Below are 22,407 nucleotides of genomic sequence, written 5' to 3' on the forward strand. Positions count from 1 at the left end.
CCTCCCGGCCGGCCAGCAGGGGCACGGTCTGACCACAGAAGTCGGACGCTTCCGGCGGCGGAAGTGCTCACCTGCTGGCGGCTACGGCTACCGAGTCTCTACGACCCGGCAGCTCCCATTAGGCGGCTGGTCGAGGGGCTGGTCCTGCTCGCGTGGATCCTGCCGTCCTCGGTCATCGCGTTCCTGTGGATCGCGCTGCTCGACCGCGACGGCGGCACCCTCAACGCCCTGCTCGGGACGCCGGGCACGGCCTGGCTGCTCGACCATCCGATGGCGTGCGTCATCGTGTTCAACGTCTGGCGCGGCACCGCGTTCTCGATGATGCTCTACGGCGCGGCGCTCGGGACCGTCCCGCCGTCCCACCTGGAGACGGCGCGACTCGCGGGCGCCTCCACGTGGCAGACGCTGCGGGACGCGGTGTTCTCGCGCATCCGCGGGCACGTCCTGACGAGCCTGCTGCTGGTCAGCCTGTGGACGTTCAACGACTTCACCCCGTTCCTGATCACCGCGGGCGGCCCGGACGGGCGCTCGGAGATCATGTCGGTGTACGTGTACCGGACGGCGCTCGGCGACGGCCGGCTCGGCTTCGGCGCCGCGATCTCGCTGCTGATGATCCTGATCAACCTGGTGATCGCCCTGGTCTACCTGCGGGCCCTGCGCGCCCGCGGGACGAAGGAGGCCGCCGCGTGAACGAGACCGTCCGGGAGGTGCTCCGCAGGCTCGGGCTGGCCACGTTCGTCTCGGCCGTCCTCGGGTTCTTCGCGCTCCCGCTGCTCTGGCTGGCGTTCGCGCCGTTCGACGCGAACCCCGGCATCTCGGCGTCGCCGCCCGAGTTCACCCTGCGCAACTTCCAGGTCCTGATGGACAACCCGTACGCGCTGGCCTCGTTGCGCAACTCGGTGCTGCTGGCCGCCGGGACGGCCGCGCTCGTCGTCACGTCGGCGGCGCTCGCCGCGTACGCGCTGAGCCGGGTCCGGGTGCCCGGACGGGACGTCCTGCTCTACGTCCTGCTCCTGCTGTCGTCCATCATCACCGGCACCGCGGCGATGGTGCCGGTCTTCCTGCTGGCCTTCAACCTGCACCTGATCGACTCGCGGCTGGGCGTGGTCCTGGTGCTCACCGGCGGGCTGCTCCCGGCGGCGATCTTCCTGCTGAAGGACTTCACCGACGCGACGCCCACGTCCTACGAGGAGGCCGCGCGGGTGTTCGGGGCCTCCCCGCTGCAGATCCTGCGGCACGTGGTCGTCCCGGTCATCCGGCCGGGCCTCGCCACCGTCACGGTGTGGACGGTCGCGCAGGTGTGGGGCGACTTCCTGATGCCGTTCCTGCTGCTGCGCGATCCGGACAAGGCGCCCGCCTCGGTGATCATGTACACGTTCTACACCGAGGGCGGCCAGCCGGACCTGGCCTTGATCTCCACGTTCTCGCTGCTGTACTCCCTGCCGGTGGTGCTCATGTACCTGTTCGTGAGCCGCCGGTACGGATTCCGCTTCCACGGAGGGATCAAGCGCTGATGCCGGGCATCACCATCCAGAAGCTGACGAAGGTCTATCCGGGGGGCGTCCTGGCGCTGGACGCGCTCGACCTCGACGTGGCGGACGGCGAGTTCTTCGCGCTGCTCGGACCGTCCGGCTGCGGGAAGACGACGCTGCTCCGCACCATCGCGGGCCTGGAGGCGGCGACGCACGGCGCGATCGGGATCGGCGACCGGGACGTGACGCGGCTCCAGCCGGGACGGCGCGGCGTCGGCATGGTGTTCCAGGACTACGCGCTGTTCCCGCACATGACCGTCCGGGACAACGTCGCCTACCCGCTGCGGATCGCGAAGATGGGCCGCGCCGAACGGTACCGGCTCGCCGCCGAGGCGATCGTGCAGCTCGGCCTGAAGGAGCTGACCCACCGGCGGCCCGGGGAGCTGTCCGGTGGCCAGCAGCAGCGGGTCGCGCTGGCCCGGGCCCTGGTGGCGAACCCGGACGTCCTCCTGCTGGACGAGCCCCTGTCGAACCTCGACGCCCGGCTCCGGCTGGAGGCCCGCACGTTCCTCAAGCAGTTCCAGTACCGGTTCGCCGTCACCACCGTCTTCGTCACACACGACCAGGCGGAGGCCCTGGCGCTCGCCGACCGGATCGCGGTGATGGAGAACGGCGTGATCCGGCAGATCGGGACCCCGGCCGAGGTGTTCCGGCGCCCGGCGAACACCTTCGTGGCCTCGTTCATCGGCTCGACGCCCATGAACCTGCTGCCGGGGACGGTCCGGAACGGGCTCGTCGCCGTCGGCGGCACGCGGCTGCCCCTCCCGGACGAGGCGCGCGGGCGGGTGCGGGACGGGGAGGAGGTCGTGTACGGGGTACGTCCCGAATATATGGATTTCAGTACCGAGCCGGAGGACACCGCACTCGGCGGGAGGGTGTCCGTCGTGGAGAACCTCGGCGGCTCCTCGCTCGTGACCCTGGACGTGGGCGGCGAGCCCGTGCGGGTCGTCGTGGGGGAGGGGCTCGAAGCGCACCCCTTCACCGAGGGGTGGGCGCGTCCCCGCCCCGGACGCGTCCTGTTCTACCGCGACGGCGAGCTCGTGACGGGCGGCGCCGAGGCCGGGCGGGCGGAGGCGCCCTTGGCCAAGGACGGGGGAGCCGGATGACCGTGCACCGCGGACGCTGGAGCCTGGAGGACCGTCTCGAACAGGGGTTGCGCGCACTCCCTTTCGACGTCCCGCCGGGTACGGCGTCGGTCGCGGTCGAGCTTTCGTACGACGGCGGCGTCATCGACTTGGGCTGCCATGGCCCGGACGGGTTCCGCGGCTGGTCCGGCGGGGCGCGCCGCCGGTACACGGTGGCCGCGGAGTGGGCGACGCCCGGCTACATCCCTGGGGAGCTGGAACCGGGCACGTGGCACGTCTGGCTCGGCCTGCACCGCATCCCGCCTGACGGCGTCCCCTACGAGGTCGCCATCACGACCTCCGGGACGCCACCGCCCCGGCCGGACGATCCGCCGCCCCCGCGGCCCGAACGCCCGCCGCGCCGCGATCTGCCCGCCCCGGACGGGTTCCGGTGGCTCGCGGGCGACCTGCACTCGCACACCGTCCACAGCGACGGCACGCTCACCGTCCACGAGCTGGCGTGCCTCGCCGCGTCCCGCGGGCTCGACTTCCTCGCGGTGACCGACCACAACACCGTCAGCCACCATCCGGAGCTGCCCGCGGCCGGGGCGCACGCGGGCGTCCTGCTGCTGCCCGGCCAGGAGGTCACCACCGACCTCGGGCACGCCAACGTGTTCGGCCCCACCGGCTGGGTCGACTTCCGGCGGCCGAGCGCCGACTGGGCCGCGTTCGCCCGCGCCCGCGGCGGGCTGATGTCGATCAACCACCCGCTCAGCGGCGACTGCGCCTGGCGCCGCCCGCTGCCCGCGGGCGACCGGCCGCGGTTCGCCGAGATCTGGCACTCGTCCTGGTGGGACCGGCGCTGGGGCGCCCCGCTGGCCTGGGCGGACGTGTGGCGGCCCGGGGGCGTGGTCCCGCTCGGCGGCAGCGACTTCCACGACCCGGCGCAGCACAAGACCCTCGGCGAGCCCGTCACCTGGGTCCTGACCGAGGGCGAGGACGTGCTGGGCGGGATCGCGGCCGGCCGGACGTCGGTGTCCGCCGCGCCGGACGCGCCCGTCCTGCTGCGCGACGGCGGCGACCTGGTCGCGATCGGCGCGGACGGGACCGTGCTCGTCCGTCCCGACGGGCGGCGCGCCGCCGTCCGCGGCGACCGCGTCCGGGTCCCCGCGGACCATCCGGGCATGCACCGCCTGGAGACCCACGAGAACGAGGTGATCGCACTGTGCGGGTAGGCAGGCCGGAAGAGCGTCCCGAGATCGTCGTCGTCCCCCACACCCACTGGGACCGCGAGTGGTACCTGCCGTTCCAGCGGTTCCGGCTCCGGCTGGTGTCGCTGCTCGACGGCGTCATCGACGGGATGGAGGCCGATCCCCGCTGGCACTTCACGCTGGACGGGCAGATGGCCGCGGTGGACGACTACCTGGAGATCCGCCCCGAACGGCGGGAGCGGCTGGCGGCGCTCGTCCGGGAGGGCCGGCTCGCCGTCGGCCCCTGGCAGATCCTGCACGACGAGTTCCTGTGCTCAGGGGAGAACATCGTCCGGAACCTGGAGCTCGGGATGCGGCGCGCGGAGGAGCTGGGCGCCGCGATGATGGTCGGCTACCTGCCCGACCAGTTCGGGCACTGCGCGCAGACGCCGCAGATCCTGCGGCTCGCGGGGATCGAGCATGCGTGCCTGTGGCGCGGCGTCCCCGACCGGGTCCGGACCCGGTCGTTCGCCTGGGAGTCGCCGGACGGGACGGCGATCCGCACCCAGTACCTCCCCGAGGGCGGCTACGGGAACGCCGCGTCCATGTTCGAGGAGTTCGGGGAGTTCGGAAACGGCGCGTCGCTGCTGCCGGGGCGCGCCGCCGGGTTCGCCGCGTCGATGGGCCGCTGGTACCCCGACGGAGGCCCGCTGCTGGCCATGTACGGGGCCGACCACACCGCGCCCGCGCCCGACCTCGCCGACCGGGTGGCCTCCGCCGAGCTCGGCATGCGGCTGGACACCCTCGCCGGCTACTTCGCGGGGGAGGAGCCGTCCGTCGACGGGCTCCCGCGCATCCGGGGCGAGCTGCGGTCGCACGCCCGCGCGAACATCCTGCCCGGCGTGCTCTCCGCACGCGTCCGGCTCAAGCAGATGATGGGACGCGCCGAGCGTCTCGTGGAACGGTACGCCGAGCCCCTGGCGGCGCTCTGGTACTCCGGGGACGCGCAGCGGTTCCTCGACCTGGCCTGGCGGCGCCTCATCGAGGCGAGCTGCCACGACTCGGTCACCGGCTGCGGCAGCGACGAGACCGCCGAGCAGGTCGCCGCGCACATGGCGGAGGCCGAGCAGCTCGGGCGCGCCGTCTGCGACCTCGTCACCGCCGAGCAGGCCGCCGCGGTGCCGCTCGGCTCCCACCTGGTGTTCAACCCCACCCCGGCCGCCCGGACGGGCCTGGTCGTCCTAGACGTCCCATGCGACGGGGAACCCGGGCTGGCGACGGGCGACGGGCGGCCGGTGCCCGTCCAGACGCTCGACGTCGCGCCGACCGTGCTGGACGACGCCGTCCACCCCGCCTCCGCGCTGCCGATCCTGCTGGAGCGGGTGTACGGGCGGGTGCTGTTCGGGCAGGAGATCCGCGACTGGTCGGTGTCCCGTGAGGACCGCACGCTCACCTTCCACGTGACGGCGCGCGCCACCGTCCCGTTCGACATCGGCGACGTCCGCGACGCGCTGCGCGGCGCAGATGGGGAGTGGCGCGTCCGGATACTGGCGGACCCCCGCCGCACCGTCGCCGCACTCGTCGACGTGCCCGCGCTAGGGCTGGCCACCGTCCGGCCGGTCGCCCCGGCGGGGCCCGCGGAAGGGCCGGTGCGGGCCGAGGGGAACGTCCTCGGCAACGGCCTGCTAAGCGCCGAAGTGCGCGACGACGGCGACCTCGTGCTGCGCACACCGTCCGGCGGCGTCGTCGAGGGCGTCGGGCGGATCGTGGACGGCGGCGACCTCGGCGACTCCTACAACCACGCTCCGCCGGCCACCGACACGATCATCGGCGACCCGAGGACGGTGGCCGTCCGCACGGTCTCCGAGGGGCCGCTCGTCGCCGCGCTCGACATCGTCCGGACCTACCGCTGGCCCGCCTCCGGCGACGTGCCGGGCGACGCCCGGTCCGAGGCCGCGGAGGACGTCACCGTCACCACCCGGGCGGAGCTGCGCGCGGGCGAGCCGTTCGTGCGGCTCCGCGTCACGTTCGACAACCGCTGCGACGACCATCGCGTCCGGCTGCACCTGCCCCTGCCGCGCCAGGCGGACACGTCCTTCGCCGAAGGGCAGTTCGCGATCACCGAGCGGGGGCTGACGGCCGAGGGCGGCTTCGGGGAGCGGCCCGTGCCGACGTTCCCCGCGTCCGGGTTCGTCGCCGCGGGCGGCCTCGCCGTCCTGCTGGAGCACGCCACCGAGTACGAGGTCACCGGCGGCGGGCGCGAGTTGGCCCTGACCCTCCTGCGCTCCGTCGGCTACCTGTCCCGGGACCGCAACGCCTACCGCGACCAGCCGGCCGGGCCGCAGCTCCCGACCCCCGGGGCGCAGTGCCGGGGCGAGCGGACGGTCGGGTTGGCGGTCATGCCCTACCCCGGCGAACGGCCCGGCGCCGATGTGCTCCGGGCGGCCGAGACCTACCGCCACGACCTGCTCACCGCCGCCGGCTACGGCCAGGCCGCCGCGCCCGCGCCACCTTCCCGGGAAGGCATCGCGATCACGGGCGACGGCGTCGTCATGACCTCGCTCCGCACCCGCGACGGCGGGATCGAGACGCGCATGGTCGCCCAGTGCGCGGAACCCACCACCGCCGTCCTGCACGGGGACTTCACCGAGGGCACCCGCGTCGATCTGCGCGGACGCCCCGGCGTCCCGCTCGACGTGCACGACGGGACCGCGGCCCTGGCGCTACGGCCCTGGGAGATCGCGACCGTCCGGCTCCGGGCGTCCTAACGCGCGGCCTTCGCCGTTCCGCGCCGCCGCTGCCCGCCGGTGCCGCCGACCGCCCGCACCTTGGCCCGAGCGGGCTCGGCGGTCTCCTCCGGATGCGCCGCGGCGGCCGCCATGGCCGCGCCGACGATGCCCGCGTTGTTCACCAGCCGCGCCGGGACGATCTCCGCCCGGACGCCCTCGATCAGCGGCACGAAGTGCTCCGACCGCCGGCTCACCCCGCCGCCCACGATGATCAGGGAGGGGGAGATCAGCGCCTCCAGATGGCGCATGTACGTGCCGAGCCGCTTCGCCCACTGCCCCCAGCTGAGGCCGCGGTCGGTGCGCGCCTTCGCCGACGCGCGGACCTCGGCGTCCTTCCCCTTGATCTGGATGTGCCCGAACTCGGTGTTCGGGACGAGGACGCCGTCGCTGAACAGCGCGCTGCCGATGCCCGTCCCCAGCGTCAGCAGGACGACGGTGCCGCTCCTGCCGCGCCCGGCGCCGAGCCGCATCTCCGCGATGCCCGCCGCGTCCGCGTCGTTGAGCAGCGTGATCGCCCGCCCGGTCGCCTCCGCGATCAGCGACGCCGCGTCCAGCCCGATCCAGCGCTTGGACACGTTCGCCGCCGACAGCGCCACGCCGTCGATCACCACGCCGGGATAGGTGACGCCGACGGGACCGTCCCACCCGAAATGGTCCACGATCTCGGCGAGGACCTTCGCGACCGGCTTCGGCCTGGACGGCTGCGGCGTCGCGATCCGGAACCGCTCCCGGGTGAACTCGCCGGTCGACAGGTCCACCGGCGCACCCTTGATCCCCGACCCGCCGATGTCGATCCCCAGCATCTCCCTTGCCATGCCTCCACTGTGCCCGTTCCCCGCCGGGCTAGCCCTCCGTGAGCTGGAGGCCGGCCACGCCGACCAGGATGAGCGCGAGGAACAGCAGCCGGGCGGGCGCCGTGCTCTCCCCGAACGCGATCATGCCGACGGCCGCCACGCCCGCCGCCCCCAGCCCGACGAAGACCGCGTAGGCGGTGCCGACCGGCAGCGTCCGCAGGGACACCGACAGCACGACGACGCTGAGCAGCGCCACTGAGAGTCCGATCACGGTCGGCCACAGCCTGGTCATACCGTCCGATTCCTTCAGGGCCGCCGCCCACACGAGCTCCATCATCCCGGCGACCAGCAAGAACACCCACGCCATCCCGTCCTCCGGGCGCTAATAGGAGAAGTTTCCGTTTAGTGAGGTTAACTGGAGATATCTCCGGATACAACTCCGGTTACGCTGCCGTACTGTGCCGAGAGGGGACGCGATGAGACAGCTGCCCGTCGTCGGCAGCCCGCCCGCCGAGCGCGCGGACGCCGCGCTCAACCGGCGCCGCATCCTGCGCGCCGCCGCCCGCCTGATCGAGGCCCGCGGGCCCGAGGCGGTCTCCATGGACGAGGTGGCGCGCGAGGCCGGCGTCGGCGTCGGCACCGTGTACCGGCGCTTCGGCGACCGGGCCCGCCTCGTCTACGCCGTGATCGACGACCGCGAGCGCGACTTCCAGACCGCCTTCCTGCACGGCCCGCCGCCGCTCGGCCCCGGCGCCGCCCCCGCCGACCGCCTCCGCGCCTTCCTGCACGCGCTGGCCGACCGCACCGACGCCCAGGCCGACCTGCTGGTCATGGCCGAGTCCGACCCGCCCGACGCCCGGTTCCGGGATGGCTCCTACGCCCTCTACCACATGCACCTGGCGATGCTCATCGGGCGGATCCGCCCCACCGCCGACGCCGCCTACCTCGCCGACGCGCTCCTCGCCCCGCTGGCCGCGAACCTCTTCCTGTACCAGCGCCGCACGCGCGGTATGCCCCTCGACCGCGTCAAGGCCGGCCTGGACGCGCTCGCCGCGGGCCTCCTCACCCCGGACGATTCCTGATCTGTCCGACGAAACCCTTTAACGGAACGGTGGCGGGCCGTCAGACTGTGGGAGTGACTGACTTCGATCTTCTCGTGCTCGGGTCGGGACCCGGCGGCCAGCGTGCGGCCATCGCCGCCGCCAAGCTCGGCCGCAAGGTCGGCATCGTGGACCGCCGCGACATGATCGGCGGCGTCTGCATCAACACCGGGACCATCCCGTCCAAGACCATGCGCGAGGCCGTCCTCTACCTCACCGGCCTCAACCAGCGCGAGCTCTACGGGCAGAGCTACCGGGTCAAGGACGACATCACCGTCGCCGACCTCGGCATGCGCACCCAGCACGTCATCGGCCGGGAGACCGACGTCGTCCGCAGCCAGCTCGCCCGCAACCACGTCGCGGTCATGCCCGGCACGGGACGCTTCCTGGAGCCCCACACCATCGGCATCACCGGGGCCGGCGACCGCGAGCAGAAGGTCACCGCCGACCGCATCGTGATCGCCACCGGCACCCGCCCCGCCCGCCCCGACACCGTCGACTTCGACGACCGGACGATCATCGACTCCGACGGCATCATCAACATGGACCGCATCCCGGAGACCATGGTCGTCGTCGGCGCCGGCGTGATCGGCATCGAGTACGCCTCGATGTTCGCCGCCCTCGGCACCAAGGTCACGGTGGTCGAGCGGCGCGAGCGGATGCTGGACTTCTGCGACCTGGAGATCGTCGAAGCCCTCAAGTACCACCTGCGCGACCTCGCCGTCACCTTCAGGTTCCGGGAGAGCGTCGCGTCCGTCGAGCGGATGGCGCACGGCGCGATCACCGTCCTGGAGAGCGGCAAGCGGATCCCCGCCGACACCGTCATGTACTCGGCCGGGCGGCACGGCATGACCGACGACCTGTGCCTGGACGCGGCGGGCCTCGCCGCGGACCGCCGCGGCCGGATCAAGGTCGACGACGACTACCGCACCGAGGTCCCGCACATCTACGCGGTCGGGGACGTGATCGGCTTCCCGTCCCTGGCGGCCACCTCGATGGAGCAGGGCCGCCTCGCCGCCCACCACGCGTGCGGCGAGCCCGTCTCGGAGATCCACGAGACGCAGCCGATCGGCATCTACACCATCCCCGAGATCAGCTTCGTCGGCCGCACCGAGGACGAGCTGACCGAGGCCAAGGTCCCCTTCGAGGTGGGCGTCTCCCGCTACCGCGAGCTCGCCCGCGGCCAGATCATCGGGGACTCCTACGGGATGCTCAAACTCCTCGTCTCACCCGACGACCGCCGCCTCCTCGGCGTCCACGTCTTCGGCACCGGCGCCACCGAGCTCGTCCACATCGGCCAGACCGTCATGGGCTGCGGCGGCACCATCGACTACCTGGTCAACGCCGTCTTCAACTACCCCACCCTCGCCGAGTCCTACAAGGTCGCCGCCCTGGACGCGATGAACAAGATGCGCCACATCGCCCGCCTGTCGGGTTAGGACGGCCAGAGCAGGTTCTCCAGCTCGGCGTCGATGTCGATGAACTCGGTCTCTTCCCCCGCCGGCACCGCCTGGTACGTCCGGTGGAGGAAGTCCGCCAGCGGCGACAACGGCACCTCGAACAAGGCGTCGCCGAACGGCGACGACAGCGCGATGTTGAGCGAGCCCTCGTCCTCGGCCGGCCAGACCTCGACGTCCCCGTCCCCGACCTTGCGCACGATGCCGACCGTGAGGAGCTCGCGGGCGAAGATCCACTCCACCGGCTCGTCGTCGCCCACGTAGAAGGCCATGCGGATCGCGTACGGGTCATCGGCCGCGTACTCCAGCCCCGCGAGCAGAGGAACGGTCGTGCGGTCGGGGACGACGAGACGAAGGCCCAGCTCTGCTGAGACGGTCGTACTGCTGTTCATGGCCATTCCCTCTTACGTCGGTCCCGCGGACTCGCGGGTACGCCCATGAGTGGTTCTCCCTCTCACGGACATCCCCGCGATCTATGACGCCTAACTGCCTGAACTCGGCCGAACATTCCGGCGTCCCCGGCGTTTGTGATCCATCTCACTGTAGCAAAACCTGCGTCTGACCTGGGCAAAAGCGGATCTTTCGTGCACGCCCCCCGCCTCCCGCCGCTCGTCCCGCAGGCGCTTTGGGGCTCCCCACGCCCCCTTCCGCTGCCGTAAGGTAAAACCGTGGCAATAGATCATGAAATGGAGGCCCCGCCGGAGGAGCCGGGCCTGTTCCACCGCTTCCGGGAGCGCGTCCGTCGCAACCCCCTCCTGAACACCGCCTGGCGCGCCGGCGTCTTCGCGGTCGGCGCTGCCGTCCTCATCGGCGGCCTGGTGATGATGGTCACCCCCGGCCCGGGCCTCCTCGGCATCGTCATCGGCCTGGCCATCCTCGCCACCGAGTTCGCGTGGGCCCAGCGCGCCCTCCACCGCGCCAAGACCGCCGCGGACCGCGCCAAGGAGAAGGCCTTCGACCCCCGCAAGCGCCGCCGCAACACCATCCTCGGAGCCTCCACAGCCGTCCTGGTCGCCGGCGCCCTGGCCGCCTACCTGGCCATCTACGGCCTGACGCTCCCCTGGAACATCGAGGACCCCACCTTCTGGACCTGACGCCCCGCCAAACCGATGCGCATCCGCTCCCCAACATGCGCTAGAGTTTTCGACGTCGGCCCGCCCACCACAGCGGGCCGCCGGGGCGATTAGCTCAGTGGGAGAGCGCTTCGTTCACACCGAAGAGGCCACTGGTTCGAACCCAGTATCGCCCACCCCAAGTTTCCGCAGGTCAGAGCGTTGCCCGCGACGCGATCTCGTGTGCCCGATGACCGCTTCGTAGTCTCGGGAGCCAGTTTCGGGAGCCAGTTTCGGGAGCCAACGTACGCTTCGCAGATTCCCGAAGCGCTCACACAGACGGTCGATCACCGGTGAACGCGTCCTCATCTCAGTTCGCCGCGACGGGGCGGTGGCGAACCGCAGTCGGTGGAAGGCTCTGGTCATGGCCCCGCACCAGCTCGTTAGCCTCGGGCCGAATGGCATCGGCGACCCGAACCGGGCGCTCGATCAGGCGACGCGGCGAACAGCTCGGCCGCCTCGCGCGGACGCTTCCGTACCCACGCGTCCGACTCCCGCAGCGCGGAGACGAGCGCGGCGAGTTCGTCGCGGCGCCCGGTGGCGAACGCGCGGGCTGGGAGGAGGTCGAGAGCGTGCTCGGCCAATTGCGGTGGCCGCGAATGTTCACCGGGTTATGGCATGCCGAACCGGGTCAGTTTCGAGGGATGTGGACCGCTTCTACCCAGGCCGGCGGGGGCGGTGGGTCGGCGCCGATGAGCGCGGCGATGAGGCGCGATGACGACGGCGCTTCGGGCCACGGGGTGAAGCCGTCGGTCAGCACGATCACGACACCGGGTCGTTCGGGCCGGTCGAGGGCCGCCCGGATGCCGACCCGCATGTCGGTGCCGCCGCCGCCTTCGAGCGCGACCTGCTGCGCGGACGTCACCCGCGTCGCGGTGTGCACGTCGGCGTCGCAGGCGAGCACGGTGATCCGGTTCCCACCGACGCCGACCTCCCGCAGTACACCGGTCACCTCGGCGAGGGCCGTCGCGAGGTCGTCCTCGCCCATGGATCCGGAGGTGTCGATGACGATCGCGACGACCGGCAGCGGGCGTCGAAGGCTCGGCAGGACGACGCCGCGCAGCGCGGCGGTGCGGCGGGACGGGCGGTGGAAGGTGTAGTCGACCCCTCCGGCCGCCCAGGCGACCGCCTCTCGCACGGCACCGGCGAGCACGCGGCGCCAGTCGACCGCCGGTTCGAGGACGTGCTCCGCCCAGCGTTGCCAACCTCCCGGAAGGGAACCGCGGTTGCGCTGGTGGGCGCGCATGGCCTCAGCGGTGTGGCGGCGCAGCGCCTCGGCCTCGACCGTGCTGACGCCCCCCGGCCCGCCGGGTCCGACGATCTCCCAGTCGCCGGGTGAGCCATGGGCACCGGAGCCGCAGTCGGAGCACTGGGCCGACGGCGGCAGGTGGGGGAGGTACTCCTCGAACAGCCGTCCGGTCTCCAGCCCGAAGTCGCCGGGTGCCACCCGGCCCTCGGGAAGTTCCAGCCCGTCAGCGAGCAGGTCGTCGTTGATTTCGCAGTCCTGGGCGACGTTCAGGCGCGCCCGGTCGCGGCGGTCGGCGGTGGGCAGCAGGTCCGCACGGCCGTGATGGTTGCGCAGCAGGTGTGCCACCTCGTGGATCCACACGCCCGCCAGTTCGGGGACGGAGGTCGCCGCGATGAAGGACGGTGACACGTAACACCGCCAGTGCCGATCGACGCCCATCGTCGGCACCCCGTCGCTCGGTACGACCGTGAGCGAGTAGAGCGCCGAGGCGAGGTACGGCCGGTCGCCGGCCGCACGGTACCGCGCCGCGAGCAGCTTGACCCGGTCGAGGTCGGCCATGGTCAGGAGCCGCCCGGCAGCGCGCCGGACAACTGGAGCAGGTCGAGGAACGCGTCGATGCCGGCCGGGACCGGCCAGTCGGTGTCGCGCAGCGCCGCCAGGTCCGCGGCGGCCCGGGCCGCGACGTCGGGGACCCCGGCCTCGACGGCCTTGGCCAGCACCGTCCACCCCGCCTCCCAGCGCCGCCGGGTGAGGTCGCTCTGCACCGCCGAGACGACGGCCGTCAAGAAGGCGAGTTGCCGGTCGCCCCGCGCCGGCAGCGCGAAGGCGTCCGGATCGGCTAGGACGCGGTCCGGATCGGGCAGGTCGAGCTGTTCCAGGTAGTTGAGCAGTTCCAGGCCCGCGCCGTCGCCGACCGCGCCTATGAGGGCGGAGGCGACCACCTTCTGCTCGGCGCCGGTGGCGTAGCCGACCGCCAGCAGCCGCAGAGCCATCTCCCAGGTTCGCGGCGACGGCCAGGCGAGGCCCCGGCTTTCCGCGTCGCCGGGCAGGTGGTGGGTCAGGCCGGGCCGGGCGGTGAGGAACCCGGAGATCGTCCCGCGGGCGCGGGCGACCGCGCTGGGCACCCGGGCAGGGGCGACGACGGGGACGGGCACGGCAGGCCAGGTGCCGGCCATGCCGCGCGCGACCGTTCGGGGGTCGTGCGTCCATCGCAGGTGGACGAACCGGTTCGCCAGCGGCGGGCTGAGGTGCCAGCCGTCCGCCGCGCTGGACGGCGGGTTCGCGGCGGCGACCACCCGGACGCTCTCCGGCAGCGCCAGGCTGCCGACCCGGCGTTCGAGGACGACCCGCAGCAGCGCCGCCTGGACGGCGGGAGGAGCTGAGGACAGTTCGTCGAAGAACACGATGCCGCGCCCGGACGCGGCCAGCCGGACCGCCCAGTCCGGCGGGGCCATCGGCACGCCGGTGGCGGCCGGGTCGTCACCGATGATCGGCAGGCCGGCGAAGTCGGACGGCTCGTGCACGCTGGCGATCACCGTCTCCAGCGGGACGCCGAGCCCGGTGGCCAGCTGCCGGAGGCCGGCGGACTTGCCGATCCCCGGCTCGCCCCAGAGCAGCACGGGCAGGTTCGCCGACACCGCGAGTGCCAGCGCCTCCAGTTGCGGGTTCGCGGTCGGCTCCGTGTGCGGGGAGGCGAGCCGGCGGCCCAGCTCGTCGGCGGCGGCCAGCGGGTCCGGGGCGGAGGCCTCGTCGGGGGCGTTCACTGGTACTCGTCCTTCCATGTCATCCGGTCGCGGGCCGGTCCCCGTCAAGGAGAAAAGCAAGATCCGAGCGCTTGCGGCGTCTGATGAGGAATGAGAGAGACAACCCCTGGTCGTCGGTGGTGTCGACGCGGGCTCCGGCGGCCAGCAGCGCCCGGACCAAGGAAACGGAGCCGTTGTCCCCGACCGCCACGTGGAGTGCCGTTCGCCGGTTGTGGTCCTCGGCCTCGAGGTCGACGCCGGCTGCCAGCAGCCGTGGAAGCAGGATCTCGTGATCCAGGTGGATCAGCGCGTGCAGGAGGGTTCGGCGTCTGCCGTCCCGGAGACGCGGGTCCACTCCGGCGTCCAGAAGCCGGAGCACGCCCGGTGTGTCACCGTGCTGGGCGCGGGCGTACAGCTCCCGTTGCTGCTCGCGCAGGACCTTCGGCAGCCGGCCCTGACCGGAGGCCACCGCATGGGCTGCGGCGAAACAGCCGGCGACCGCGCCGCCCAACGCGCCCATCACGCGCTCGCGCCGCCGCTCGTCCGCACTGTGCGGCATATCCAGCGCGCCCTCGCGGAAGCGCACCTCGTGCCACTCGCCGCGGCACCGTACGCGGACCGGCGACGGCAGCGCCGGATGCGGCGGTCCGACCCGGCCGGCGGGCTCCCGCAGGGGGAAGAGCGCGGTGCGGACCAGCGGATGCAGCCGGTCCGGATCCGTGTCGCCGTGCCGGAGGACGTCGAGGTCCGGCAACCGGCGCCAGCACGCCTCGGGCAGCACGGGGGTGCCGGGGATCTCCTCCGGGTCGACCAGCCGGATCCGCACGCGGCCGTCCCGCTTGCGGCCTTCGAACAGGACCGTCGTGCTCCAGGAACGGGGGATCTGGAACCGGCGCCCATAGCCTCCGTGGGTGAGCAACCGGATCTCCGGCTCGAGCTGGTCGGCGCCAGGGCAAGTCTCTCCAACACCCGCGACGGATCGACCGGACCAGACCAGCGGGGTGCGAGCGGAGTCGGATCGAGCTCGACCGCCGCCGCGGCGAGCGCCGCCTCGACCTCGCCTCGTTCGTGCAGCAGGGTCGCCCATTCGGTGCGGGCCACCGGGTCGGCGGGTCCGGGGTCGTTCGTGGGCAGCTCTTCGGCGGTGCGCGGGGTGCCGCCCGCGTCGAAGAACGGCGGCCGGTCTCCGCCACCGCAGCGTTCCAGCAGCGCGCCGGTGTGCCGTACGTCCCACAGGTGCCGCAGCGTGGTCCAGTTATGGACGTGCGCCTCACGGTGGACGTTCGAGGCGCCGGCCAGGTCGATCGAGCCGAAGCACAGGCGCAGCCGCTGGGGACCGTCCACCATGGTCGGTGTTTCGACGTACAGGTAGCGCACGCCTCTTCCCGGGGCCGCGTGGCCGCTCAAAGCCACCGTCTGGCGGTTCTTGAGCGTCGCGCGTCCCAGCAGGACCCGCGGGAGGTGCCAGCGCAGCAGGTCAGGTGACAGGTGGCGAAGGTCGTCCTCGACCACGTCCGTGACCGTGGCGCCATGCTCGCGGACGATGTCGGCCAGGTCGAACACGACGTCGACGTTCGCGGTGGCGCAGGCGCCGCGCCAGTCCCCGGCGAGGCGCTGTTCGGTCGCCAGCTCGATCATCCACCGGGGCACGGCGTAGCGCAGGACCCTGCGTCGGCTCGACGCCTCGTCGGGCGGGTAGGACTTCGACGGTGGACGGCGCGGCGCCGCCCTGGACGACGTGCTGATGGCGCTCACTCCTCCTCGGCCATCTCCGGATGCTCGCGCTCGATCCGTTCCATGAGGAAGTCCAGATCGTCGCGGTCACGGTCCAGCCAGCGGATCAGCCGGAGGAGCGACACGTCCGTACCGTGGATCTCGCCGGTCACGTCGATTCGCGCTCCTGCGGCGAGCAGCGCCCGGACGAGTGCCACCGAACCGTCCCCGCAGATCGCGGTGAAGAGCGGCGTCCGCTGCTGCCGATCCCGGGCGTCGACGTCGAGGCCCGCCCCCAGGAGTCGCGCGAGCAGACCCTCGTGGTGGAGGTGCCGCAGGGTGTGGGCGGATGTGCGGCGCCGGTCGCCGATCACGTGCGGATCGGCGCCGGGATCGAGCAGGTGCAGCATGTGGAGCAGGGTGCGGCCCTGGCCGTCGCGGACGTGTGGATCCACGCCGGCGTCCAGCAGCCGCAGGACTCCGGGAAGGTCGCCGTGCTGGACCCGGGCGAACAGCTCGTCCCGCTGGTGGCGCAGCGCTTTGGGCAACCGTCCCTTTCCGGTCGTCCACGCGTTCTGCGCGGCGAAGCACCCGGCCGTGGCGCCGCCGAACGCCCGCATGGCGCTCTCGCGCTGCTGCTCCTCAGCGCTGTGCGGGATGCGGAGGACGCCGTCATGGAACGACGTCTCGTGCCATTCGCCGCGGCAGCGGATCCGGACCGGTGCGGGGAGGTCTGCGGCGGGCGGCCCCGCCGGGCCGCCGGTCGGGGCACGGTCCGGGACAAGGGCATCGCGGACCAATGGGTGCAACCGCTCCGGCGGGAAGCCGTCCCGCAGCAGGTCGAGATCGGGCAGGCGGCGCCAGCACGCCTCGGGAAGCACGACGTCGGCGGGCTCCTCCCCGGCCTCGAATTCGACGACCCGGGCTCGCAGACCCGTCTCCGTTCCGCCGGTCTCGAAGAGGATCGCCGCGTACTGCCGGTAGGGGACCCAGAACGCGTCGGTTCCCACCGCGGCCGCCAGACGGCGGATCTCCGTCTCCAACCGGGAGAGGGAGAGGGGCGTCCGCGCGAAGACCTCGAGCGGGTCCACACTGCTCACCTCGTAGTAGGGCTCGATCTCGACCGGCGTGGTGTCCAGATCGATGCCGGCGGCCGCGAACGCCGCCTCCACTTCACCGCGCTCGTGCAACAGCGTGACCCATTCGGTGACCGCCGCCGCATCGGTGCGGCCGGGATCGGCGGCGGGCAGCTCCGCCGCCGTGCGGGGCGCGCCGTCGCCGTGGAGGAACGGGGCCCTGGCCTTGCCCCCGCCGCAGCGTTCACGCAGCTCGTCGGCGTGCCGCACGTCCCACAGGTGACGGGACGTGCTCCAGTCCTGAACGACGTCACGCCAGAACGCGCAGTATGCCCAGTCGGTCTCCAGGTAGGTGCCCGGATGGCGGACCGGCCCGACGTACAGGCGCAGTCGCTGGGGGCCGTGGGCCATCCAGCGAGGAGTCGAGAGATGCAGGTAAGGGGCGTCCGGATCCTCGCCCAGCCGTCCGAGGATCATCTGCTGGTCGGGGACGATCGTCGTGCGGCCGCGGTCGAGCCGGGGCAGGTGCCAGCGCAGCAGATCCGGGGCGAAGTGACACAGGTCGTCCTCGAGCTCGGCCGCGACGGCGGCGCCATGCTCGCGGGCGATGTCGGCCAGGTCGAACGCGACGTCGACGTTCGCGGCGGCGCAGGCGCCGCGCCAGTCCCCGGCGAGGCGCCGCTCAGTCGCCTGCTCGATCATCCACCCGGGCACGGCGTACCGCCGGATGCGCCGCAACCGCGAGGCCTCGTGCGGCGGGTAGGAGCGGGACGGCGTACGGGGTGGGAGACCGGCCGGCGGGGCGCCCGCGCTCACCGGTAGAGGCTCGCGATCGCGCACAGATCCGGGTGGGGCCGGGCGGTCGGGCGGAGACGCGGCGCCAGCGCCCGCTTCACCCGGCGGGGCACACCTGGGCCGAACCCGACATATTCAAGGCTGGTGTCCGCGGGAACGGCGTCCAGCACGGCCTTGGCGCCACGGCCCGTGATCCCGGTGCGCCGCAGTTCCAGCCGGCGCAACGGGCTGCCCGGCAGCGCGGCGGCCAGTATCGCCGCGCCGGTGTCCCCGGTGGCGTTGGCGGGCGCGCCGAGACTCCGCTCGGACGGCGGGCGGCCCAGGTCCAGCGCCTCAATGCCATCGAGGGCGTCGGCCAGTGCGCGGGCGCCCTCCGGCCCGATTCCGTTGCCGCCGAGACCCAGCCGGACGGGCCGCGCGGGATCGGCCACCGCGGCCAGCGCGGCAGCGCCGGGATCGCCGAGATGGTTCGCCGGAAGGTACAGCTCACGGACACCGGCGTCCCTGATCAGCGCGGCCAGCAGGTCGGCCGACTCAGCACCCAGCCCGTTACCGCCCAAGAACAGCCGCTGGACGGGACCGGGCCGCTCGACGAGCACGTCCAGCAGCGCCCGCAATCCGTCCCGTGTGAGCCCGGTGTTGACCAGATCGAGGGTGCGGATCGTCGTGTTCCGCCGCAGCATCGCGGCGAGAGCCCGGACCCCGGCGTCGCCGACCGGGTTCCGTTTGAGCCACAGAGCGCGCACAGTCGCGTCCGTGGCCAGGCGGTGGGCGAGCGCCTCGGCGCCGGAAGCGTCGATGCGGTTGCAGCCGAGATAGAGCGTCTCCAGGCCATGGCCGGCAACGAGCGCGTCGGCGACCGCCCGCGCTCCGTCCCCGCCGATGGAGTTGGTCCCGAGCAGCACATGGACGGCGAGCGGAGAGGCTGCGGCGACCGGGAGCAGCCGTGCCGCCCCGGCCGGGCCGAGGCCCTGCTTGCACAGGTCGACCCGGCCGTCGGGGCGCAGGGTTCCGACGGGGAAGGTCTCGTCGGTCATCACGGGGGCCGAGGCGGCCAGCCGCGCGAGCAGCGGACCGAGGTCCGCCGGATCGGCCGGCGGCACTTCGGGGTGCTCGATCGCCGGGCAGCGTACGGGCGCGGGCTCTGTCATCACCAATCCACGGGTCGGTAGTCCTTCAGGAACAGTCCGGACACCCGCTCCCCGCCGACACCGCGCACGATCGGGTCATAGACCCGGGCGGCGCCGTCGATGACGTCCAGCGGCGGACGGAACCCCGCCTCTCGCTGGGCGGTCTTGTCCGGATGGGGGCGTTCGTCGGTGACCCAGCCGGTGTCCACGCTGGTCATGTGAATTCCCGAGGCCGCGTAGTCGGCGGCGGCGGTGCGGGTCAGCATGTTCAGGGCTGCCTTGGCCATGTTCGTGTGCGGGTGCCGGACGGTCTTGTGCTCCCGGGAGAAGCTGCCCTCCATCGCCGAAACCTGCACGACGTACCGGTCCGGCCACGGCGAGGCCTCTAGCAGACCGCGGAGCCGGGACGTCAGCAGGAACGGTGCGAAGGAGTTCACCAACTGGACCTCCAGCCACTCGGCCGCATCCACCTCGTGCAGGCGGAGACTCCAGCTGTTGCGGTCGCGCAGGTCGAGCGGCTGACCGGTCTCGTCGGTGCGGTCGGCGGGGAACAGCGCCTCCAGAACATCGCGCCCGGTGGCGACTGTGGCCTCTCCGGCATGCACGCGCCCGGGACCTGAGACGGCTTCGAGCGCCGGGGCAGCGAGGGAGGCCGGCGCAGGGACGTCGAACCTGGCCGGTGGTGCGTCCACCACAGCGACCCGGGCGGCCAGGCCCCTGAGCGGCTCGGTCTCCGCCGCCCGGACCCCGCGATGGTAGGCGGCCGGTCGGCGGATCGTCTGGGCGGCGTTGTTGACGAGGATGTCGAGGGAGGTGAAGCGCTGGTGAACGGCCTCCAGCAGGCCGGCCACGGCCGCCAGGTCGAGCAGGTCGACACCGTGGACGTGGACCCGCTCCACCCAGTCCGCGGCGTCGGGGACGGCCGCGAACCGGCGGGCGGCGTCCCGCGGGAAGCGGGTCGTGACCAGCACCTCCGCGCCATCGCGCAGCAGCTTCAGCGCCAGCTGGAACCCGATCTTCACCCGGCCGCCGGTCACGACTGCCCGGCGGCCGCGCAGGTCGCATCGGGCGTGCCGGCGAGCGAGGTTCTCCTCAGCGCATTCCGGGCAGAGCAGGTGGTACTCCTGATGCACCTGGCGGTAGACGGACTTGCAGACGTAGCAGCGCCGCGTCCCCACCAGCAGCCGGCCGGCTTGATCGGAGCGGCCGATCGACGGATCCGCCTCGGACGCACCGGCCGGGTCCGGACGGCCCGTCGAGATCGCCGGCCGGACGGACGCCGGGGAGGGATCTTGCTCCCGGTAGCGAGCCGTCGCCGCCGTGGCCTCGTGGTCGCGTCGCCTGCGATCGGCATGCCGGGCCGCCTTGCGTGCCTTTTTGCCCGCCCGATACAGCTGGGCCGCGGCCTCGCGCACCGACTCCCACCGGGGGTCGGCCGGATCCGCCTCGCGGGCCTGGGCCATGATCCGCAGGCAGGTCTCGATCTCGATCCGGTCGGGACCGGCGCCGGATCGTGGCGACGGCCTCCCGGCCAGGCTGGGGTCGATCACCACCGCTGACCTTCCGCCGGTCGTCAATGCTCTGGGGCAAGGCTGGTCGGATTCGAACCGACGTCCTCCAACCTGCTGTAAGGCGCGACGACCTCTGCGCTACAGCCTTGCCGTCGATGACCTTAGCGAACTACTCGGACAACGCGTGACCACAATGAGCGGAAAGCGCCGATCCGGCGCCGCTCCGGGGCGGCCGCGTGACGATCCGGAGCGCGGGGTGGTGCCGGGGTTCGATGGATTCAGGCTGTGTCGGTTGGCGGGTACATCTTCTCGGTCACGCCTGGCCACGCTTGCCCACCAGGTCGGCGGTTAGTACTCCAGCCGCGCTTCGAGATCTCGGTCTGATCGAGGCCGGGACGTGAGACGGCCACCGCTGTGATCGTGTGGGTGTGTGTGAACCAGACGATCGGCGGTGGCCGTGCCGCCCACTGTAAAAGATGTTCACCCAGCCGGGTGGGCTGATGGGTTCGATGAGCTGTTCGCGCAGGTGGTGGCGCCGTTCTTCGGACGGCCAGAGCCCCGGGTGCGGGCCCGGTGGTATCTGCTGGGTCTGCTGAGCGGACTGGAACGCAAGAACGGCTGGTCGCTGGCGGAGTTCGCCGGGGACACGCGGCCGGACGGGATGCAGCGGCTGCTCAACCACGCCCGCTGGGATGCCGACCAGGTGCGGGACGCGCTGCAGGCGCAGGTGGCCGAGCGGCTCGGCGACGCCGGCGGGGTCCTGGTGGTCGACGACACCGGGTTTGAGAAGAAGGGCCGCCGCAGCGCGGGGGTGCAGCGTCAGTACACCGGCACCGCAGGCAAGATCACCAACTGCCAGATCGGGGGGTTCTGCTCCTATGTCAACCCCGACCGGCAGCGGGTCCTCATCGACCGGGAGCTGTATCTGCCCGAATCCTGGTTCACCGATCCCGGCCGGCTCGCCGACGTCGGCGTCGGCGAGCGCGCACGGTTCGCTACCAAGCCGGAGCAGGCCTGGCGGATGATCGAACGCGCCTGCGACGACCCGCTGCTGGTGTTCGGCTGGGTGACCGGCGACGAGGCCTACGGCGACAACGCGGCGCTGCGTGGCCGCTGCGCCGGCCGCGGCGTGAACCATGTGTTCGCGGTCTCCTGCGACCATCCGCTCGTACTCGGCGGCGCCCGCACCAGGGCTGATGCCGCGTTCGCCGGCCTGGACCAGACGGCGTGGCAGCGGGTCTCGTGCGGGGACGGGGCCAAGGGCCGCCGCTGGTACGACTGGGCATGGATCGGCCTGGACGAACACCAGGGCGGGCACCAGGGCGGGCACCAGGGCGGGCACCAATGGGTACTGGCCCGCCGGTCGATCAGCGACCCCACCGACCTGGCGTTCTACCGGTGTGCGGCGAACCGGCCGGTGGGCCTGCCCGAACTGGTGCGGGTGGCCGGATCCCGCTGGAGCATCGAGGAATGCTTCCAAGCGTCCAAAAACGAGGTCGGCCTGGACCACTACCAAGTCCGCAAACACATCGCCTGGTACCGGCATGTCACCCTGGCCATGGCCGCCCACGCGCACCTGGCCTTCCTGCCGACCCGCCCCCAGACCCCGGCGACCCAGACCACGGCGACACCGACGATGGCGACACCGACGATGGCGAGGCTGACGACCTCGCCACACAGGGGGCCCGAACAGCAGGGACGATCACGTCCCCTCGACGCGGACCAGGACGAACCCGACGAGCTGGTCCCGCTCACCGTCAACGAGATCCGCCGCCTGCACGCCCACCTCCACCAGCCCCGGCACCCACCCCAACACCGAATCCGCTGGTCACGGTGGCGACGCCGCCACCAAGCACGCGCCCGCCGCAGCCACTACCAACGACAACGCCGCCTCATCGATCGCTAAATGCGGCTGGAGTACTAACCGACGCGAAAACCTCCGCGGCCTTTCCTCTGCTTCCGGTGACCCATGAGGAGAACGACGTCGCGACTGTCGTGGTGCGGCACCAGCCGTGCTGGAGCGCTGACTGAGGTTTTCTCTGCAAGATCGATTAGGACAGCAGGGACTTCTGGGGCATGAACGGGCACGGGCAGGCAGGCGCGCGGACAGATCGGAACACCCCGAAATGGGCGTGGAGCCCTCGGTAGAGAGG

General features: G+C 72.5%; 17 protein-coding genes, 2 tRNA genes and 1 pseudogene. 10 read left to right on the forward strand and 10 right to left on the reverse strand.

Features of this window, described 5'->3' with window-relative positions; translation table 11 throughout:
• Nucleotides 1–63 precede the first annotated feature (63 nt).
• From ABGB11_RS41280 to ABGB11_RS41300, 5 genes are read left to right on the forward strand one after another with little or no spacing between them, the layout of a single operon-like run.
• Nucleotides 64–690, forward strand: a complete 627-nt coding sequence (locus tag ABGB11_RS41280; protein ID WP_347641104.1) for a sugar ABC transporter permease — start codon at nucleotides 64–66, stop codon at nucleotides 688–690.
• The gene (locus ABGB11_RS41285) at nucleotides 687–1,514 is read left to right on the forward strand and encodes a carbohydrate ABC transporter permease (RefSeq protein ID WP_347641105.1); all 828 of its coding nucleotides are present in this window, start codon (nucleotides 687–689) and stop codon (nucleotides 1,512–1,514) included. Before ABGB11_RS41280 ends, ABGB11_RS41285 begins: the two co-directional genes overlap by 4 nt.
• Complete coding sequence (locus ABGB11_RS41290; RefSeq protein ID WP_347641107.1) at nucleotides 1,514–2,638, forward strand: ABC transporter ATP-binding protein; 1,125 nt, start codon at nucleotides 1,514–1,516, stop codon at nucleotides 2,636–2,638. Before ABGB11_RS41285 ends, ABGB11_RS41290 begins: the two co-directional genes overlap by 1 nt.
• On the forward strand, nucleotides 2,635–3,831 hold the full coding sequence (locus ABGB11_RS41295) for a CehA/McbA family metallohydrolase (protein ID WP_347641108.1): 1,197 nt from the start codon (nucleotides 2,635–2,637) through the stop codon (nucleotides 3,829–3,831). Before ABGB11_RS41290 ends, ABGB11_RS41295 begins: the two co-directional genes overlap by 4 nt.
• Nucleotides 3,822–6,554, forward strand: coding sequence for an alpha-mannosidase (locus tag ABGB11_RS41300; protein ID WP_347641110.1), 2,733 nt, complete (start codon nucleotides 3,822–3,824; stop codon nucleotides 6,552–6,554). Before ABGB11_RS41295 ends, ABGB11_RS41300 begins: the two co-directional genes overlap by 10 nt.
• On the opposite strand, the gene ppgK is transcribed toward ABGB11_RS41300, so the two are convergent.
• Together ppgK and ABGB11_RS41310 are read right to left on the reverse strand one after the other, a co-directional pair.
• Nucleotides 6,551–7,390: a polyphosphate--glucose phosphotransferase gene (ppgK, locus tag ABGB11_RS41305; protein WP_347641111.1), complete on the reverse strand. Its 840-nt coding sequence runs from the start codon at nucleotides 7,388–7,390 to the stop codon at nucleotides 6,551–6,553. The two genes, ABGB11_RS41300 and ppgK, sit on opposite strands and share 4 nt — an antisense overlap.
• A 28-nt stretch (nucleotides 7,391–7,418) precedes the next feature.
• The gene (locus ABGB11_RS41310; protein WP_347641113.1) at nucleotides 7,419–7,736 is read right to left on the reverse strand and encodes a multidrug efflux SMR transporter; all 318 of its coding nucleotides are present in this window, start codon (nucleotides 7,734–7,736) and stop codon (nucleotides 7,419–7,421) included.
• Between the two features lie 109 nt (nucleotides 7,737–7,845).
• On the opposite strand from ABGB11_RS41310, the gene ABGB11_RS41315 reads away from it, so the two are divergent.
• Nucleotides 7,846–8,451, forward strand: a complete 606-nt coding sequence (locus tag ABGB11_RS41315) for a helix-turn-helix domain-containing protein (RefSeq protein WP_347641115.1) — start codon at nucleotides 7,846–7,848, stop codon at nucleotides 8,449–8,451.
• Nucleotides 8,452–8,504: 53 nt separating this feature from the next.
• Nucleotides 8,505–9,908, forward strand: coding sequence for a Si-specific NAD(P)(+) transhydrogenase (gene sthA / locus ABGB11_RS41320; RefSeq protein WP_347641116.1), 1,404 nt, complete (start codon nucleotides 8,505–8,507; stop codon nucleotides 9,906–9,908).
• Here the strand turns inward: sthA and ABGB11_RS41325 are convergent.
• Nucleotides 9,905–10,318 (reverse strand): SsgA family sporulation/cell division regulator, encoded by a 414-nt coding sequence (locus tag ABGB11_RS41325; protein ID WP_347641117.1) that lies wholly within the window; start codon nucleotides 10,316–10,318, stop codon nucleotides 9,905–9,907. The two genes, sthA and ABGB11_RS41325, sit on opposite strands and share 4 nt — an antisense overlap.
• A gap of 276 nt (nucleotides 10,319–10,594) precedes the next feature.
• Here ABGB11_RS41325 and ABGB11_RS41330 point away from each other — a divergent pair, with 276 nt between their 5' ends.
• Both ABGB11_RS41330 and ABGB11_RS41335 read left to right on the forward strand, forming a co-directional pair.
• Nucleotides 10,595–11,020 (forward strand): TIGR02611 family protein, encoded by a 426-nt coding sequence (locus ABGB11_RS41330; RefSeq protein WP_347641118.1) that lies wholly within the window; start codon nucleotides 10,595–10,597, stop codon nucleotides 11,018–11,020.
• Between the two features lie 83 nt (nucleotides 11,021–11,103).
• Nucleotides 11,104–11,175, forward strand: a tRNA-Val gene (locus ABGB11_RS41335).
• Between the two features lie 494 nt (nucleotides 11,176–11,669).
• On the opposite strand, the gene ABGB11_RS41340 is transcribed toward ABGB11_RS41335, so the two are convergent.
• The 7 genes from ABGB11_RS41340 to ABGB11_RS41370 all read right to left on the reverse strand — a co-directional run bounded on the left by ABGB11_RS41340 (nucleotide 11,670) and on the right by ABGB11_RS41370 (nucleotide 20,402).
• A complete protein-coding gene (locus tag ABGB11_RS41340) occupies nucleotides 11,670–12,845 on the reverse strand; it encodes a VWA-like domain-containing protein (RefSeq protein ID WP_347641120.1) in 1,176 nt (391 codons plus the stop codon).
• Nucleotides 12,846–12,847: 2 nt separating this feature from the next.
• The gene (locus tag ABGB11_RS41345) at nucleotides 12,848–14,050 is read right to left on the reverse strand and encodes an AAA family ATPase (protein ID WP_347641121.1); all 1,203 of its coding nucleotides are present in this window, start codon (nucleotides 14,048–14,050) and stop codon (nucleotides 12,848–12,850) included.
• A 19-nt stretch (nucleotides 14,051–14,069) separates the two neighbouring features.
• The gene (locus ABGB11_RS41350) at nucleotides 14,070–14,948 is read right to left on the reverse strand and encodes an ankyrin repeat domain-containing protein (RefSeq protein WP_347641122.1); all 879 of its coding nucleotides are present in this window, start codon (nucleotides 14,946–14,948) and stop codon (nucleotides 14,070–14,072) included.
• A gap of 832 nt (nucleotides 14,949–15,780) precedes the next feature.
• Nucleotides 15,781–17,634, reverse strand: a complete 1,854-nt coding sequence (locus ABGB11_RS41355) for a hypothetical protein (RefSeq protein ID WP_347641123.1) — start codon at nucleotides 17,632–17,634, stop codon at nucleotides 15,781–15,783.
• Complete coding sequence (locus ABGB11_RS41360) at nucleotides 17,631–18,764, reverse strand: gala protein (protein ID WP_347641124.1); 1,134 nt, start codon at nucleotides 18,762–18,764, stop codon at nucleotides 17,631–17,633. The genes ABGB11_RS41355 and ABGB11_RS41360 overlap by 4 nt, the downstream gene beginning before the upstream one ends.
• Nucleotides 18,764–20,293, reverse strand: coding sequence for an SDR family NAD(P)-dependent oxidoreductase (locus tag ABGB11_RS41365; protein WP_347641125.1), 1,530 nt, complete (start codon nucleotides 20,291–20,293; stop codon nucleotides 18,764–18,766). Before ABGB11_RS41365 ends, ABGB11_RS41360 begins: the two co-directional genes overlap by 1 nt.
• Nucleotides 20,294–20,330: 37 nt before the next feature.
• Nucleotides 20,331–20,402: transfer RNA gene (locus tag ABGB11_RS41370), tRNA-OTHER, on the reverse strand.
• Between the two features lie 366 nt (nucleotides 20,403–20,768).
• On the opposite strand from ABGB11_RS41370, the pseudogene ABGB11_RS41375 reads away from it, so the two are divergent.
• A pseudogene (locus ABGB11_RS41375) lies at nucleotides 20,769–21,836 on the forward strand (IS701 family transposase); the annotation flags it as partial.
• Between the last annotated feature and the right edge of the window lie 571 nt (nucleotides 21,837–22,407).

Origin of the sequence: Actinomadura sp. B10D3 (assembly GCF_039871695.1) — a bacterium.
Lineage (GTDB): Bacteria > Actinomycetota > Actinomycetes > Streptosporangiales > Streptosporangiaceae > Spirillospora > Spirillospora madurae.

Bases quoted from the DNA above. Each gene is read 5' to 3' on its own strand.
- ABGB11_RS41290 (WP_347641107.1), top strand. From the start codon at position 1,514: ATGCCGGGCATCACCATCCAGAAGCTGACGAAGGTCTATCCGGGGGGC.
- ABGB11_RS41315 (WP_347641115.1), top strand. From the start codon at position 7,846: ATGAGACAGCTGCCCGTCGTCGGCAGCCCGCCCGCCGAGCGCGCGGAC.
- ppgK (WP_347641111.1), bottom strand. From the start codon at position 7,390: ATGGCAAGGGAGATGCTGGGGATCGACATCGGCGGGTCGGGGATCAAG.
- ABGB11_RS41325 (WP_347641117.1), bottom strand. From the start codon at position 10,318: ATGAACAGCAGTACGACCGTCTCAGCAGAGCTGGGCCTTCGTCTCGTC.
- ABGB11_RS41295 (WP_347641108.1), top strand. From the start codon at position 2,635: ATGACCGTGCACCGCGGACGCTGGAGCCTGGAGGACCGTCTCGAACAG.
- ABGB11_RS41360 (WP_347641124.1), bottom strand. From the start codon at position 18,764: ATGACAGAGCCCGCGCCCGTACGCTGCCCGGCGATCGAGCACCCCGAA.
- ABGB11_RS41310 (WP_347641113.1), bottom strand. From the start codon at position 7,736: ATGGCGTGGGTGTTCTTGCTGGTCGCCGGGATGATGGAGCTCGTGTGG.
- ABGB11_RS41340 (WP_347641120.1), bottom strand. From the start codon at position 12,845: ATGGCCGACCTCGACCGGGTCAAGCTGCTCGCGGCGCGGTACCGTGCG.